Origin of the sequence: Arcticibacter sp. (assembly GCF_045629565.1) — a bacterium.
Lineage (GTDB): Bacteria > Bacteroidota > Bacteroidia > Sphingobacteriales > Sphingobacteriaceae > Arcticibacter.
In genome coordinates this window covers 84241-100625 of sequence record NZ_JAZQRL010000111.1, presented here as the reverse complement: position 1 = coordinate 100625, position 16385 = coordinate 84241, and the positions used below count along the sequence as shown (strand labels likewise).

Here is a 16385-nt window from a genome sequence, read left to right as displayed (position 1 = left end):
TAAGCAGTGAGTTATGAATATCAGAACTGACATTTTATTGCGTGTTTATATAGCCTTCGGACTGATTGTTCTGCTGGCATTTGCTGTATTGTTTAAACTTTTCCACGTTCAGATCACTGAAGGTGAAAAGTGGAGGGCGATGGCCGATAGTTTATCGACCAAATTTGTGAACGTGGAAGCGGTCAGGGGTAATATTCTATCTCATGACGGAAGTTTGCTGGCAACATCTGTACCTGAGTATGAGTTGCGTTTTGACCTGAAAGCGGGAGGGATAGAAAACGATCAGGTATTCTACGAAAAGGTTGATTCGCTGGCGGAGAAATTGTCGCGGTTTTTTAACGACAAGAGTTCGAGGCAATATTCCAATATTTTACGAAAAGCCAGAAGGGACGGGGAGCGGTACTTTCTGCTGAAGAGGAACGTAACGCACCAGGAGCTCAAGATAATCAAGACCTTCCCGATCCTGAATATGGGGAAATATAAAGGTGGTTTGATCGCTGTTCAGAAGAATAAGCGAATTTTGCCGTTTAGGAGTCTGGCTGCCAGAACCATAGGTTATAATAACGAGCATGTGCAGCCTGTGGGCCTGGAGGGAGCGTTTGGTGAATATGTGAATGGCGAAAGCGGCAGGAGGCTGATGCAGCGTATTGCGGGCGGAATCTGGATGCCGGTGAATAAAGATATTGAGATTGCCCCTAAGGATGGCGCCGATATCGTATCAACGATCGACATCAATATTCAGGACGTGACGCAGAACGCGCTACTGAAGCAGCTGATTAAAAGCGATGCGGCCCATGGATCGGCTATTGTGATGTCGGTTGAAACAGGCGAGGTCCGTGCTATAGCAAACTATACTCGCACGGGGAAGGGTACTTATGAAGAAAAGTTCAATTATGCCATTGCCGGAAATCAGGATCCTGGATCTACATTTAAAGTGGCATCATATCTGGCACTGTTGGAAGACAAGGCTGTAGACACTAGCACATTAGTATCAACGGAAAACTATAAAATTCCGGGACATATAATCAAAGACTCACACGGTAGTATTGGTACAATCTCCGTGAAGAGAGCTTTCAATACTTCATCGAACGCCGCGGTAGCTAAGCTGGTCAATCAGACTTATAAGGATAATCAATCTAAATTTACCGATCATCTGTATAACTGGCATTTGCATGAAAGATTGGGGATACAGATTCCCGGAGAAGCTAAGCCTGTAGTGAAGAATCCGAACAACAGAAGCTGGAATAAGAATATGTCGCTGCCTCAGATGGCCTATGGTTATGAGATGCAGCTTACGCCTTTGAAAATGCTTTCTTTCTATAATGCGATTGCCAATGACGGTAAATACCTGGCGCCGATATTCGTGAAGGAAATCAGAAGACTTGGAAACACCATAGAGCATTTCGACGCTCGCGTAATTAATGAGAAAATAGCCTCCGATGAGGCTATTAAGACGATGCAGTCGCTGCTGGAGAGTGTTATCACAGAGGGTACGGGCCGCACGATCATTTACAATCCCCTGTATAAAGTCGCAGGTAAAACCGGGACTGCCCAGGTAGCCGACGCCAACAGGGGTTACCGCGCAAAGCGCCAGTACCAGGCTTCTTTCTGCGGGTATTTCCCGGCGGATAATCCGAAGTATTCACTGATTGTAGTCGTTAACGGACCCAAAAACGGATATTATGGTGCTCAGGTGGCTGGTCCTCCTTTCCGTGAAATTGCGGATAAGATCTATGCTAACGACAAGGAGATGTATAATCCTGTGCCTGAAAGGTTAGTGGGTAATACGAAGTTGCCTCCTTCCAAAGCGGGTCATAACGAGGCAACCCGCCAGGTTTACAAGGCATTGGGTATAAAAGCTTATTATGCTTCCAACAGTGAATTTGTGCATCCTATAGACACCAGCAATGGGGTGTCTGTGAAAGAGGTGTCGATAAATGCGCACAGCGTTCCGGACGTTTCGGGAATGGGACTGAAAGATGCGGTATATCTGTTGAGTAATGCCGGCCTCAAACCTATTGTGAAAGGAAGTGGTAAGGTGGTTAAGCAGTCGCTGGCAGCAGGTTCAAGAATTGTTAAAGGATACCCAATCAATATAGAATTGCAATGAGTAGAAAATTTACTGACTTACTAAGCGGAGTTACCGTACTTGATCTGCAGGGCCCCGGCACTGTCGGAATAGAGGAAATCTGCTTTGATTCGAGACAGGTAAAGGTTGGTTCATTGTTTATTGCGGTGAAGGGCACGGTGTCTGACGGGCATGATTACATCGGGAAGGCGGTTCAATTGGGCGCTTCTGCCATTGTATGCGAGACATTGCCCGCGCAGCTGTCGGAAGGTGTAGGCTATGCCGTTGTTGGCGATTCGGCCATGGCTTTAGGCCTGATTGCCTCTGAATTTTACGGTCATCCTTCTGAATCGCTAAAGCTGGTTGGCGTTACGGGAACCAATGGGAAGACAACCGTCGCTACACTGCTATTCAAATTGTTTAAAGAACTTGGATATAAGGTGGGCTTGGTTTCTACGGTAGAGAACTATATTCATAACACGGTTGTTCCTTCTACGCATACCACTCCTGATCCGATTGCTCTGAACGGGCTCCTGGCAGAGATGGTTGCGGCGGGATGCGACTATTGCTTCATGGAGGTGAGTTCACATGCAGTTGCTCAGCATCGTATCGCCGGCTTGCAGTTTAGCGGAGGCGTTTTTACGAATCTGACGCATGATCATCTTGATTTTCATAAGACTTTCGATGCTTATCTGAAAGCAAAGCGAGGCTTCTTTGATTCTTTACCTAAGTCGGCTTTTGCGCTTACGAACGCGGATGACAGGAACGGGCAGGTGATGCTGCAAAATACAAAGGCCTACAAGAAGTCTTATGGTCTTAAAAATATGGCCGACTTTAAAGTCCGTATTATAGAGAACGAGCTGAGTGGGCTGATTCTGGATATTGATGGTCAGGAGGTTTGGTTCAAGCTGATCGGGACTTTCAATGCGTATAATTTGCTGAGCGTGTACGCCACTGCTATGCTCCTGGAGCAGGATAGTAACAGGGTACTGACGATATTAAGCAGACTAAGCAGTGCAGAAGGGAGATTTGATTATATAACGGCCCCTAACGGTGTGATCGCGATTGTTGATTACGCTCATACTCCAGATGCCGTGCAGAATGTACTGAGTACCATCCAATCCGTCAGAAAAGGAATCGAACAGGTGATAACGGTGATCGGTTGCGGGGGCGACAGGGATAAGACAAAACGTAAACCGATGGCGCAGATTGCGTGCGACTGGAGTGATAAAGTGATTTTGACTTCTGATAACCCGCGCTCGGAAGAGCCGATGGATATCATCAGGGAGATGGAAGCGGGCGTAAGTCCCGAAAATAAGCGAAAGGTGTTGGTAATAGCAGACAGGGGAGAAGCAATTCGTACCGCATGTCATCTGGCAAAAGCTGGAGATATTATTTTGGTAGCGGGAAAAGGACATGAAAAATATCAGGAGATAAAGGGTGTGAAGCATCCTTTTGATGACAAGAAAGTATTGACTGAACAACTAATCCAGGTAGGCTGATGTTATATTATCTATTTACATGGTTGCATAATGAATACGGTCTAACCGGGACGGGCGTGTTTCAATACATATCCTTCAGAACGGCCATGTCGATCATTTTCTCGCTATTGTTCACGACGATCTACGGGAGTAGACTGATCAAGAAGCTGCAAGCGATGCAGGTTGGTGAAACGGTGAGAAACCTGGGGCTTGAAGGACAGATGCAGAAGCAGGGGACACCTACAATGGGTGGTATCATCATTCTTCTGGGTATTCTGATTCCGACGCTTTTGTTTGCCAAGCTGGAAAATATCTATATCATTTTGATGCTTGTTACCACCGTGTGGATGGGGATTATCGGGTTTATTGATGACTATATCAAAGTATTTAAGAAGGATAAGGAAGGTCTTGCAGGAAGGTTTAAAATCTTGGGGCAGGTTGTGCTGGCACTTATCATCGGCTGGACGATGTATTTCCATCCGGATATTGTTGTGCGGCAGCAGGTGACCTTGCCGACTACGAATACCAGTCCGCTCGAGGTACATCAGAAGGGTAATTCATACTATTTCACCCAGAACCTGAAGTCGACTATGACAAATATTCCTTTCGTGAAGAACAACGAATTTGACTATGCGAAATTCCTGAGCTTCCTGGGGGAGGGATATGAGAAATATGCGTTGGTGGTGTTCCTGTTTTTTGTGATTGTGATCGTGACGGCAGTATCAAACGGCGCCAACATTACGGATGGGATAGACGGGCTGGCGACGGGGACCTCGGCGATCATTGGGGTTACGCTGGCCGTGCTGGCCTATGTATCGGGTAATACCATTATGGCGGAATACCTGAATATTATGTATATCCCCAATTCGGGAGAGCTCGTGATTTTTGCGGGTGCTTTCGTGGGAGCGTGTGTAGGCTTTTTATGGTATAATTCTTATCCCGCGCAGGTGTTCATGGGGGATACCGGAAGTTTGGCGATTGGTGGTATCATCGCCGCGTTCGCGATCATGATCCGGAAGGAATTGTTGATCCCGATTCTGTGTGGCGTGTTCTTATTTGAGAATTTATCGGTCATTCTGCAGGTGTCTTACTTTAAGTATACGAAGAAAAAATTTGGTGAGGGCCGTCGGATTTTATTGATGTCGCCGGTGCACCACCATTACCAGAAGAAGGGTTACCACGAGTCGAAGATCGTGACACGTTTCTGGATCGTAGGGATAATATTGGCGGTATTAACAATTGTAACCTTAAAGTTAAGATAATGGAACCGAAGCGTTATATCGTGATTTTAGGTGCGGGCGAAAGTGGCACAGGAGCAGCTGTTTTGGCGCAAAAGCAGGGCTTCGAGGTTTTTGTGTCAGATGCGGGACCTATCGCTCCACAATATATAAAAGAGCTGGAGGATGCGGGGATAGCGTTCGAGCAGTCGCAGCATTCGGTAGAGAAGATCGAGTTGGCTGATGAGGTGATCAAAAGCCCTGGCATCCCCGAAAAGGCACCTTTGGTGAAGAAACTTCGGGAGAAAGGTGTTTCAATTGTTTCTGAAATTGAATTTGCTTCGAGGTATTCCAACGCGAAGACCATCTGCATAACGGGGTCTAATGGAAAGTCGACGACTACGATGCTAACCTACCACATTCTGAAGAATGCTGGTATGAACGTAGGGCTCGCCGGGAATATCGGGCAGAGCTTTGCCCGTCAGGTTGCGCAGTCAGAGCATGACTGGTACGTTCTGGAGATCAGTAGTTTCATGCTCGACGATATGTACGAGTTTAAGGCGGATATTGCGGTATTGCTGAATATCACGCCCGACCACCTTGATCGCTATGATTACAAGCTGGAGAACTATGCGGAATCAAAAATCCGGATTATTCAGAACCAGACGGAAAGTGATGTTTTCATTTATTGTGCCGACGATCCTGAAACGATTGAAATATTAAAGAAGCATCCTGCGGTAGCAGTGACTTATCCTTTTTCCATCAAGGAGGAGCTCGAAAGGGGCGCGTATATGAAAGACAATCAGATAATTATTAAACTCAATACAGAACAAGAATTTAAGATGACTATTACAGATTTAGCGTTACAGGGAAAGCACAATATCTACAATTCTATGGCTTCGGGTATTGTGGCTAAGGTTCTTGAATTGCGCAACGAAAGCGTAAGAGAGAGCATGGGCGATTTTAAGAATATCGAACATAGGCTAGAGCATGCAGGACGAATTACCGGCGTTGAATTTATTAATGATTCGAAGGCGACTAATGTGAACTCCACATGGTACGCCTTGGAAAGCATGACGACGGACGTAATCCTGATTCTGGGCGGTGTGGATAAGGGAAATGACTATTCTATCCTCAAAGATCTTGTTCGTAAGAAAGTGCGCGCGATTGTTTGTCTGGGTAAGGACAATAAGCGTATCCATGAGGCTTTTGAAAATGATGTGGAGATGATTGTGAATACTTTCTCTGCCCAGGATGCTGTGGAGATGTCTTATCATCTTGCCAAGAAGGGCGATACGGTATTGCTATCACCGGCTTGCGCGAGTTTTGACTTATTTAAGAATTACGAAGATCGCGGAGATCAGTTCAAGGCGGCAATAAAGAATTTGTAATGAAAAAACGGTAAGGTTATGGTTGAAAGTATATTAAGCAGGGCAAAAGGAGACCGTTGGATCTGGCTGATTGTGATTTTACTTTCTGTATTATCATTGTTAGCGGTGTACAGCTCGACAGGTACGCTCGCCTATAAAAAGGGGGTGGGTACAGAGCAGTATTTGTTTAAGCATCTGGTAATGATCATCGGCGGTTTGGCCCTGATGTATTTTTCGCATTTGCTGGACTACCGGTATTATGCGGGCCTTTCCAAGGTGCTGATGATTGTGGCTATACCGCTCTTATTCTATACTTTACTGTTTGGAAATCATGTAAATGATGCCAGTAGATGGGTTACAATACCCATCATTAATCAGACTTTCCAGACTTCGGATCTTGCCAAGCTGGCGCTCATTACGTTTCTGGCCAGGTTGCTGACCAGGAAACAGGAGCAGATTAAGGATGTTAAGAAATCATTTTTACCCATCATGTTTTGGGTGACTTTGGTCTTTCTTTTGATTGCCATTGCAAATCTCTCGACGGCCATCATGCTGTTTGGTGTGAGTATATTGTTGCTCATCATTGGAAGGATCAGCATCAAGCAAATTTCGGCGGTATGCCTGGCGGGTTTGGTGGTGTTAATGGGTGTTATTTTTCTGGGTCCGAGACGGGCAACTTATGCTTCGCGTATTGAGGTGTATATGCATCCTGAAAAAGCAGATCCAGACAAGGCTTTTCAGGCAAACCAGGCGAAGATCGCGATTGCTACAGGTGGTATTTTTGGTAAAGGACCGGGTAATAGTACTCAAAGAAATTACCTGCCGCACCCTTATTCTGACTTTGTGTATGCATTGATCATTGAAGAGTATGGACTTGTTGGGGGGATGGGGATCGTGTTTCTGTATCTGATGCTGCTTTATCGTTGCGTATTGATTGTGACGGCTAGCCCGAAGGCCTTCGGGGCGCTGCTTGCGGCCGGACTGAGTTTTAGTCTGTCGATTCAGGCATTTGCGAATATGGCGGTAGCGGTGGGGCTGGGCCCGGTTACCGGTGTGCCGCTCCCCCTGGTTAGTATGGGCGGAACGTCGATATTGTTTACGAGCGTGGCTTTTGGGATCATCCTGAGTGTTAGTCGGGATATTGACGAGAAGAAAAGTAAGGAAAAATCAGTAGAAGATAAAATTGTTGTGGGTGAGATACCGGCAATGTAAGAGTGAAGAAAATGGCGAAAAGAATAATCATCAGTGGAGGAGGAACCGGAGGGCATATATTCCCTGCGATAGCCATTGCTAATGCGTTGAAGCGCCTTGATCCGGCAACGGAGATCCTCTTTGTTGGTGCTAACGGACGTATGGAAATGGAAAAGGTTCCTGCTGCCGGGTATAAGATAGTTGGATTGGATATTCAGGGCTTTCAACGCCATTCGTTGTTGAAAAATCTGAAGCTGCCTTTCAAGGTTGTAGCAAGCTTAGTGAAGGCAAGGGCTGTAATCAGGGAATTTAAGCCTGATGCGGCTGTAGGTGTTGGGGGTTATGCGTCAGGACCGTTGTTGCTGGCGGCAGGGAATATGAACGTCCCTTATCTGATCCAGGAGCAGAATTCCTACGCAGGCATGACCAATAAGTGGCTGGGCAGAAAAGCGGAAAAAATATGTGTGGCATTCTCCGGAATGGATCAGTTTTTTCCGGCTGACAAGCTGTTGATGACAGGTAATCCGATTCGGAAGGAAGCGGTTGATGTAGACGGGAAACGCGCTGAAGCTCTTGCAAGTTTCGGATTGTCGGGAGATAAAAAGACGGTTCTGGTTACGGGCGGAAGTCTTGGAGCAGGAACGCTGAATAAAAGCATGTTGGCTGAGTTGGATCTTTTTGATAAAGAAGATGTGCAGCTGATTTGGCAGACAGGCAAGTTTTATTATAAGTCGATACTGGAGAAAACTCAGGATAAAGTGCATGAGAATGTGCGCATTGTTGAATTTTTGAACCGTATGGATCTTGCTTATGCTGCTGCAGATGTGATCATATCGAGAGCGGGTGCCGGTACGATTGCGGAGCTATGTGTGATCGCTAAGCCGGTGATCCTGGTGCCTTCGCCCAACGTGGCAGAAGATCATCAGACACAGAATGCCATGGCCCTGGTCAAGCGCAATGCGGCGGTACTGATCACTGATCAGGAAGCAGAGGGAACGCTGGGATCGCTGGCTGTGAGCCTGATCAGGGATGAGCAGAAATGCAGGGAGCTGAGAGCGAATATTGCGGGCCTGGCGCTTCCGGATGCTGATGATGTGATTGCAAAAGAAGTTTTAATTATAGCTAAATGATCAGATAAATGGAGCTGGATTCAATAAGGAAGGTTTATCTCGTAGGTATCGGCGGCATAGGTATGAGCGGGCTGGCCCGGTATTTTCATAAAAGAGGATGCCAGGTGGGCGGCTATGACCGTACGCGTACTGCACTAACAGATCGTCTTGTTGAAGAAAATATCAGTGTTTCGTTTATTGATGATACGAGTGATATTGCGGACAGCTGGACGGACAGGGAAAATATTCTGGTCATTTACACCCCGGCTATTCCGAGGGAATCCAGGATATTGAATTATTTCAAAGATGGGGGCTATGTACTGAAGAAACGTTCGGAAGTGCTGGGAATCATCAGCAAGGGGATGTTTACTATTGCTGTGGCCGGAACCCATGGGAAGACGACTACGTCGACGCTGGTTGCGCATATACTGAAGCATACGGGTTATGATTGTACCGCTTTCTTGGGAGGGATTTCTTCGAATTTCAATACCAACGTGTTGTTTGGAGCGAATAACGTCATGGTGGTAGAAGCGGATGAATATGATCGTTCGTTCTTGACGCTTCATCCGGATATCGCCATTGTGACGTCGATGGATGCAGATCACCTCGATATCTATGGAACAGATGATCAGGTGAAGGAGTCTTTTCGACTTTTTGCTTCACAGCTGAAAAGCGGTGGAAAGCTCATTCATAAAAAGGGCCTGGCGCTGACAGGCGGATTGACTTATTCAGCATCCGGCCAGGCGGAGAGTTATGCGCATAGCGTCCGGGTTGAAAACGGTCAGTTCTTTTTCGACTTTTCGGGTGAAGGAATTGCGATAAGTGATATTGCGATGCCCCTGCCAGGATTGCATAATATAGAAAATGCGGTAGCAGCGATACAGACAGCGCTTTATTTACAGATTCCGGCTGAGAAAATTAAGGCGGCTATTGCTGATTTTCGGGGTGTTAAACGCCGGTTCGAGTATGTGGTAAGATCAGAAAAATCGGTTTATATCGATGACTATGCTCATCACCCGGAAGAATTGAAGGCCTGTATTTCGGCGGTAAAGACGCTGTATCCCGAGCGGACTCTAACGGTGATTTTTCAGCCGCATTTGTATTCCCGTACGAGGGATTTTGCGTCGGGCTTTGCCGAAGCACTGAGTATGGCAGATGAGCTGATCCTTCTGGACATCTATCCTGCGAGGGAGCTGCCCATAGAAGGGGTGACATCAAGGATGATACTGGACGAAGTGAAAGGTGGACTTAAAATGCTTTGCAGCATGGAGGAGTGCCTGCATTATATTTCGATCCGTAAACCGGAGCTTCTGCTCACAGCGGGAGCGGGTGATATTGACACTATGGTTGGACCTTTAAAGGAAGTGATGAGCCATGCTTAAAAGGATCGCCTGGAAACGGATTTTGTACGTGTTCACGTGGTTGCTCTGCATCGGAGGACTGGTTACTTTGATGAGCTTTATTGACAGTAAAAAGAGCTATTTGAAGTGTAAGGATATTAAGGTTATCATTCCCGGTACGGCGGGGTTTATTGACCGTAATGAGGTGAACAGAATTATTTTGAACCATTCAGGATTGATCATCAGTAAGTACTTGCATGAGATCAACTTGCATGAGCTGGAAAATGAGTTTAAGCGGAATCCTTATATCAGGGACGCTAAGGTTTTTGCGGATATGGACGGCACGGTGAATATTAAGGTTATCCAGAGTGATCCGATTTTGAGAGTGATTACTTTGAGCAATCAGGATTATTACATTGACCGTCTGGGAAACAAAATTCCTACGTCTAAGGACTATACGCCGCATGTGTTGGTAGCAAACGGTTACATAATGGAAAATTATACCAAAAGAGATGATTCGCTTAGAACAAAAGTGACTCGCGACTTGTATAAAACAGCTCTGTACGTTGAAAAGGATTCTTTATGGCGCGACCAGTTTGAACAGCTTTATGTGAACGCACAACGAGATATTGAGGTCGTGCCTCGTGTTGGAAATCAGAAGATCATTTTAGGCGATGCCGACTCTTTGGAGATAAGGCTGCGCAACTTGAAGACTTTCTACAAAAAGGCTATGCCGGTTGTGGGATGGAACGCTTATAAAACAATAAATATTAAATACACGAATCAGATCATCTGCGAGCGTAATCTTGCAGACAGTGCCTGGATCGTCACAACAAAAAAATAAAACGGAAAACATTAACAATACATCAGCAAAAAAAATTAACACCTTAGTTATGGATAAAGGCACTTCTACATCATCGAAAAATTCGCCTATTGTCGTTGGTTTAGACATAGGAACAACAAAAATTTGTGTGATAGTTGGCCGCAGAAGTGGGCATGGGAAGATAGAGATACTCGGATTGGGCAAGGCAGAATCGGCTGGTGTGAGCCGTGGCGTGGTGGCTAATATACAAAAGACTGTTCAGGGTATTCTGCAGGCTGTTGAAGATGCCAGTGTCCAGTCTAATGTGGAGATCAAAATCGTGAACGTGGGTATCGCAGGCCAGCATATCAAGAGCCTTCAGCACCGCGGAATTCTTACGAGAAAAGATCTGCAGAACGAGATCCAGCGCAAGGATATTGAGAAACTTATCGAGGATATGTATAAGTTGGTCATGCCTCCTGGAGAAGAAATTATTCATGTGCTCCCACAGGAGTTTACGATTGATAACGAGCCGGGTATCAAAGATCCGATAGGAATGGCAGGGGTACGTCTTGAGGCGAACTTCCATATTATTTCCGGTCATGTGAGCGCTGTTCGGAATATTCTGAAATGCGTTCGGAATGCGAATCTCGAGACGCAGGAACTGATCCTTGAGCCTCTGGCATCTTCAGACGCGGTATTGAGCGACGAGGAAAAGGAAGCAGGTGTAGTCCTGGTCGATATCGGTGGTGGTACGACCGATATTGCGATCTTCCACGAGGGCATTATCAGGCATACGGCTGTAATTCCTTTCGGAGGCAACAGTGTCACGGAGGATATCCGCGAAGGATGTTCGGTTATGCGTAATCAGGCGGAACTCTTGAAAACACGTTTTGGTTCTGCGCTTGCTGATGAGAACAAAGACAACGAAATTATATCCGTGCCCGGATTGAGAGGAAGGGAACCCAAGGAGATTTCTGTTAAGAACCTGGCTTATGTTATCCAGGCCCGAATGGAAGAGATCATTGAGCATGTGTACTATGAGATCAAGGCTTCCGGATATGAAAAAAGACTGATTGCGGGTATCGTGATTACTGGTGGCGGTGCGCAGTTGAAGCATCTTCCGCAACTGGTTGAGTACGTTACAGGGCTTGATTGCCGCGTAGGGTATCCTAACGAGCATCTCGCTAAAAATGAGGTCTTGCCAAAGAATATATATGACGACCTGAAGAGTCCGCTGTATGCTACTGGTATCGGTCTTTTGATCAAAGGTATTCAGAAGGCGGAAGAGGTTCAGGAAATGATGAAACAGCCGGGTGTTTATGTGCAAGCGCCTCAGGATCCGAAGGCTAAGAAAAGTATTGGCTTGTTTGACAAGTTGCTTCAGACGGGTGCGAGGTTCATTAAGGATGACATTAAAGATGAGGATTATCTTAAGTAATTTTCAACAAAGGATTATTTTTCCACAATCTTAACAAATGTGGAAAACCTTTGTGTAAAATTATTTAATATTACAATGGTGCAATGGCGATAAAATTCGAAATCTACTCTATTGATTGATAACGATATGCAGTTTGAAATGTTAAAAGAAAAATCATCAATTATCAAGGTAATTGGTGTTGGTGGCGGCGGTGGTAACGCAGTAAACCATATGTATAGGCAAGGAATTACAGGGGTGGACTTTATCATCTGTAATACGGACGCCCAGGCCCTTGAGCTTAGCCCGATCCCTAACAAGGTTCAGTTGGGTGCAAGTTTAACGGAGGGCATGGGGGCTGGCTCCATACCTGAAGTTGGGAAAAACTCTGCGATTGAAAATATTGAAGATATAAAACGCATGCTTGGCAGCACAACCAAAATGTTGTTTATTACGGCAGGAATGGGTGGTGGAACAGGCACGGGCGCAAGTCCGATTATTGCCAAAGCTGCGAAAGAGTTGGATATCCTCACGGTGGGTATCATTACTACGCCATTCTCTTTTGAGGGTAAGCGCAGGAAGATGCAGGCTGAAGAAGGACTGGAAGAGTTTAAAAAGTACGTGGATTCTTACCTGGTCATTTCCAACGACAGGTTGAGGGAGATCTTCGGAAACCTGACACTTAGTGCGGCCTTCGCCCAGGCTGACAATATTTTAACTACTGCAGCAAAGGGTATCGCGGAAATTATTACCATCCCGGGTTATATAAACGTCGACTTTAAGGATGTTCGTACGGTGATGAACAATAGTGGGGTAGCGATCATGGGTAGCTATTCTGCGGAAGGCGAGAGCCGTGCTCTGCGTGCGGTAGAGGGTGCTCTTGCATCTCCATTGCTGAAGGATAACGAGATTGAAGGTGCCCGATATATTCTGTTAAACATCAGTTCAGGTTCCAGAGAAGTTTCTATGGACGAGGTGAGTGTGATTACTGATTACATTCAGGATGAAGCTGGCTTAGCTGCTGACCTTATCTGGGGTAACTGTATGGATGAGAACCTGGGTGATAAAATTTCGGTAACAATTATTGCGACGGGCTTCCAGACAAAGGAAGAAAGGGCCATAGAAAAGAGCCATCAGAAGAAGGTGTCTTTGCTAACGCCGGATAATGCACCGATGATTATGCCTGTAAACTCTTTCATTGAGCAGGTTGAAGAGGTGAAGGAAGAGGCGCCGGCTCCATCTCAATTTACTGCAGAGTTGCAGGTTGATTTGTTTGGAGGTTTTGCTCCTAAGAAAGTGGAGGAGAAGAAGGTTGCTGAACAGCCAAAAGTGATCAGACATACTTTGCAGGATGAAGAAAAACAGGTTCAGGAATCGTCTTTTGACTTCGGTTTTAAAGTAACGGACAGCGAGTATCAGTTTGATGACCTACCTGCACAATCTGCACCTGCAAATGCTGAGTCAGCGAAACCGGCTGAACCAGTCGCTTATAATCCTGACGAGAACAAGACAGACGAGTCGATAGAAGAGCAGTTGAGAAAGTCGAGAGAGCGTATTTTGAGACTTAAGGATCTGAGCATGAAGCTACGTTCGGCTAATGGTCTTCAGGAGCTTGAAGCAGAGCCGGCATACAAAAGAAAGCAAATGGCGTTACAGCAGGTTCCGCATTCTTCAGAATCTCAGGTTTCGCGCTTCACCTTGTCAAACGAGGATGGGGTAACCGAAATAAGGCCTAATAATTCTTTTTTGCATGATAATGTAGATTAAATAAACTCTTAGAGAAATCAAAGCCCTTGCATTTAGTAAGGGCTTTTTGCTTTTGTAAGAATTAATGCAGGCAAACTTTTTTAAATTGCTAACTTTGCAACTTTATTTTGTAGTTAATTAAATTTTATTACGTTGGATATATTCGATAAGATATCTCAGAACATGGGACCGTTAGGCCAGCACCAAAAGATGGCGCATGGATACTTTGCATTTCCTAAACTGGAAGGTGAGATCGGACCTCATATGAAGTTCAGGGGAAAGGATCACCTGGTGTGGAGCCTGAACAACTACCTTGGCCTGGCAAATCATCCGGAGGTAAGGGAAGCGGATGCGAAAGGTGCACAGGAATTCGGCATGGCGTATCCGATGGGAGCGAGAATGATGTCTGGAAACTCAAATCATCATGAAGCTCTGGAACAGGATCTCGCGAAATTTACCGGAAAGCAAGATGCGTTTTTGTTGAACTACGGATATCAGGGAATGGTATCTATCATTGATACGCTTGTAGACCGTAATGATGTTATTGTTTATGATGCAGAATGCCATGCATGTATTATCGATGGTTTAAGACTTCATATCGGCAAGAGATTCGTTTATCAACATAATGATATTGAAAGCTGCAGAAAGCAGTTGGAGCGTGCTACAAAGCTCACCAGCCAGACAGGTGGTGGGATACTTGTCATCACGGAAGGTGTATTTGGTATGTCAGGTGCGCAAGGTAAGCTGGCTGATATCGTTGCTCTGAAAAGCGAGTTCAATTTCCGTTTGCTTATCGATGACGCCCATGGATTTGGTACTATGGGGGCGACAGGAGCAGGTACTCATGAAGCTCAGAACTGCATTGACGGAATCGATGTTTACTTCGGAACGTTTGCAAAGTCTATGGCAGGAATCGGTGCTTTTGTGTCTTCGACTGAAACTATAGTTAATTATCTCCGATATAACATGCGCTCGCAGACGTATGCGAAGGCGCTTCCTATGCCGATGGTTATTGGCTTGCGTAAAAGACTGGAGCTGCTGCAGAGTAAGCCTGAGCTGCGTGAGAAGCTATGGACTATTGCTACAACTTTACAGAAGGGACTGCGCGAAAGGGGATTCAACCTCGGCGTAACGGATACCATGGTCACTCCTGTTTTTCTAAAGGGGGAACTGAATGAAGCTACTGCCATTACAATGGACCTGCGTGAGAATTACAGCATATTCTGTTCAATTGTTGTTTATCCCGTTATTCCGAAAGGCTTAATGGAGCTTCGTATAATCCCGACTGCGGCACACTCCCTGGAAGATGTTCAGGTTACACTGGATGCGTTCTCAGAAGTGGCGGAGAAGCTTAAAGCGGGTTATTATAAGGAACAGAGTGTTATAAACGCATAACTTTAGTTGCCAGACAGCCGTCTATATTCGTAGATAATTATTTTTTTTCTTCAAAAAAGCTGTTACATTAGCTTAAGCTTAATAGAAGCGGAACTAAAACTAACTTATTATGGCAAATTTTGAAAGGTTTACCGAGCTAAAGGAGCTCCTGGCTGGCTTAGAAGCAGATGCAGACAAGTTCTATAACAAAGGAAATAGTGCTGCCGGGACTAGATTAAGAAAAGGCTTGCAGGATATTAAAAACCTTGCACAGTCGATTCGCCTGGAGATTCAGGACTCTAAGAATTCGGTAGCATCAAAGAAGTGATTACACAAAAAAAGAGAGTATTCATACTCTCTTTTTTTGTTTATATGATCTTGTCGAGTTCGATCCGGATCTCGCTGCTGTTCTGTTCACTTACAGGGCATAGCGGTAAACGGAGGTAGTCATTACAGATTCCTAAGTGCTTGAGAGCTGACTTTATGCCTCCTGGGTTGTTTTCGGAGAAGAGCTTGCTAAAGAAACTTGTCAGCTTAAGATGCATCGGCGCCGCTGCCTTAAAGTCTCCTGCAAGGCAGAGTCTTACCATGTCCGATAAGTGTTTCGGTATGGCGTTGCCTGCTACGGAAATAACGCCTGATCCGCCCATCGCTAGAAGGGGAAGGGTAATGCCATCATCTCCAGAGATAAAGAGGAAATCTTCCGGTTTATCACGCAGTATGGCGTTAAATTGGTCAAAGTTACCGGAGGCTTCTTTCGTTCCGAATATATTGTTGCAGTTGTGGGCCAGCCGCAATGTGGTTTCGGCAGTGATATTGCTGGCTGTTCTGCCGGGAACGTTATAGATCAGTACGGGTAACGGAGATTCTTCTGCAATGATTTTATAATGCTGATAAATTCCTTCCTGCGTTGGCTTATTGTAAAAAGGGCTTACAGAAAGGATTGCATCGTAACCTTTTATGTTTAGTTTCTTAAGGCTTTCGAGTACTTCGGCGGTACTGTTGCCACCTATGCCTGCCATAAGAGGAACCCGTTTATTTACTACTTCGGCAGTAAACTTCCATACAGATTCTTTTTCACTCTTGGTAAGAGTGGCGGACTCACCTGTGGTTCCAAGAGAAACAAGGTAATCGACTCCGCCGTCTATTTGATAGTTGATCAGTTTGCTTAGTCCCTGATAATCTATTGATCCATCCTGATCGAACGGGGTAACCATAGCTACTCCTGTTCCTAAAAATTTATTCATTCGTAAGTGCCTGTGATTCCTAA

13 protein-coding genes are annotated in these 16385 nt (G+C 45.5%); 12 read left to right on the top strand and 1 reads right to left on the bottom strand.

The genetic code is table 11. The annotated features are described in order from the left end of the window. The first annotated feature begins 13 nt into the window (after positions 1 to 13). The 12 genes from ACKI5J_RS15295 to ACKI5J_RS15240 all read left to right on the top strand — a co-directional run bounded on the left by ACKI5J_RS15295 (position 14) and on the right by ACKI5J_RS15240 (position 15443). The gene (locus ACKI5J_RS15295; RefSeq protein WP_407430352.1) at positions 14 to 2110 is read left to right on the top strand and encodes a penicillin-binding protein; all 2097 of its coding nucleotides are present in this window, start codon (positions 14 to 16) and stop codon (positions 2108 to 2110) included. Then, positions 2107 to 3570, top strand: coding sequence for a UDP-N-acetylmuramoyl-L-alanyl-D-glutamate--2,6-diaminopimelate ligase (locus ACKI5J_RS15290; protein WP_407430351.1), 1464 nt, complete (start codon positions 2107 to 2109; stop codon positions 3568 to 3570). The genes ACKI5J_RS15295 and ACKI5J_RS15290 overlap by 4 nt, the downstream gene beginning before the upstream one ends. After that, complete coding sequence (gene mraY, locus ACKI5J_RS15285; protein ID WP_407430350.1) at positions 3570 to 4811, top strand: phospho-N-acetylmuramoyl-pentapeptide-transferase; 1242 nt, start codon at positions 3570 to 3572, stop codon at positions 4809 to 4811. The genes ACKI5J_RS15290 and mraY overlap by 1 nt, the downstream gene beginning before the upstream one ends. After that, positions 4811 to 6157 (top strand): UDP-N-acetylmuramoyl-L-alanine--D-glutamate ligase, encoded by a 1347-nt coding sequence (gene murD, locus ACKI5J_RS15280; protein ID WP_407430349.1) that lies wholly within the window; start codon positions 4811 to 4813, stop codon positions 6155 to 6157. The genes mraY and murD overlap by 1 nt, the downstream gene beginning before the upstream one ends. Before the next feature lie 18 nt (positions 6158 to 6175). Beyond that, a complete protein-coding gene (locus ACKI5J_RS15275) occupies positions 6176 to 7348 on the top strand; it encodes an FtsW/RodA/SpoVE family cell cycle protein (protein WP_407430348.1) in 1173 nt (390 codons plus the stop codon). An 11-nt stretch (positions 7349 to 7359) separates the two neighbouring features. Then, on the top strand, positions 7360 to 8457 hold the full coding sequence (gene murG, locus ACKI5J_RS15270) for an undecaprenyldiphospho-muramoylpentapeptide beta-N-acetylglucosaminyltransferase (RefSeq protein WP_407430347.1): 1098 nt from the start codon (positions 7360 to 7362) through the stop codon (positions 8455 to 8457). 8 nt (positions 8458 to 8465) lie between these two features. After that, positions 8466 to 9818, top strand: a complete 1353-nt coding sequence (murC, locus tag ACKI5J_RS15265; protein WP_407430346.1) for a UDP-N-acetylmuramate--L-alanine ligase — start codon at positions 8466 to 8468, stop codon at positions 9816 to 9818. Then, positions 9811 to 10620 (top strand): cell division protein FtsQ/DivIB, encoded by an 810-nt coding sequence (locus ACKI5J_RS15260; RefSeq protein ID WP_407430345.1) that lies wholly within the window; start codon positions 9811 to 9813, stop codon positions 10618 to 10620. Before murC ends, ACKI5J_RS15260 begins: the two co-directional genes overlap by 8 nt. Before the next feature lie 49 nt (positions 10621 to 10669). Beyond that, positions 10670 to 12019: a cell division protein FtsA gene (gene ftsA, locus ACKI5J_RS15255; protein WP_407430344.1), complete on the top strand. Its 1350-nt coding sequence runs from the start codon at positions 10670 to 10672 to the stop codon at positions 12017 to 12019. 126 nt (positions 12020 to 12145) lie between these two features. Next, a complete protein-coding gene (gene ftsZ / locus ACKI5J_RS15250) occupies positions 12146 to 13762 on the top strand; it encodes a cell division protein FtsZ (protein ID WP_407430448.1) in 1617 nt (538 codons plus the stop codon). Positions 13763 to 13894: 132 nt separating this feature from the next. Further along, positions 13895 to 15136 (top strand): aminotransferase class I/II-fold pyridoxal phosphate-dependent enzyme, encoded by a 1242-nt coding sequence (locus ACKI5J_RS15245; RefSeq protein ID WP_407430343.1) that lies wholly within the window; start codon positions 13895 to 13897, stop codon positions 15134 to 15136. Positions 15137 to 15245: 109 nt separating this feature from the next. Next, the gene (locus ACKI5J_RS15240) at positions 15246 to 15443 is read left to right on the top strand and encodes a histone H1 (RefSeq protein ID WP_407430342.1); all 198 of its coding nucleotides are present in this window, start codon (positions 15246 to 15248) and stop codon (positions 15441 to 15443) included. A 40-nt stretch (positions 15444 to 15483) separates the two neighbouring features. On the opposite strand, the gene dapA is transcribed toward ACKI5J_RS15240, so the two are convergent. Beyond that, positions 15484 to 16362: a 4-hydroxy-tetrahydrodipicolinate synthase gene (gene dapA, locus ACKI5J_RS15235; RefSeq protein WP_407430341.1), complete on the bottom strand. Its 879-nt coding sequence runs from the start codon at positions 16360 to 16362 to the stop codon at positions 15484 to 15486. Positions 16363 to 16385: the final 23 nt, after the last annotated feature.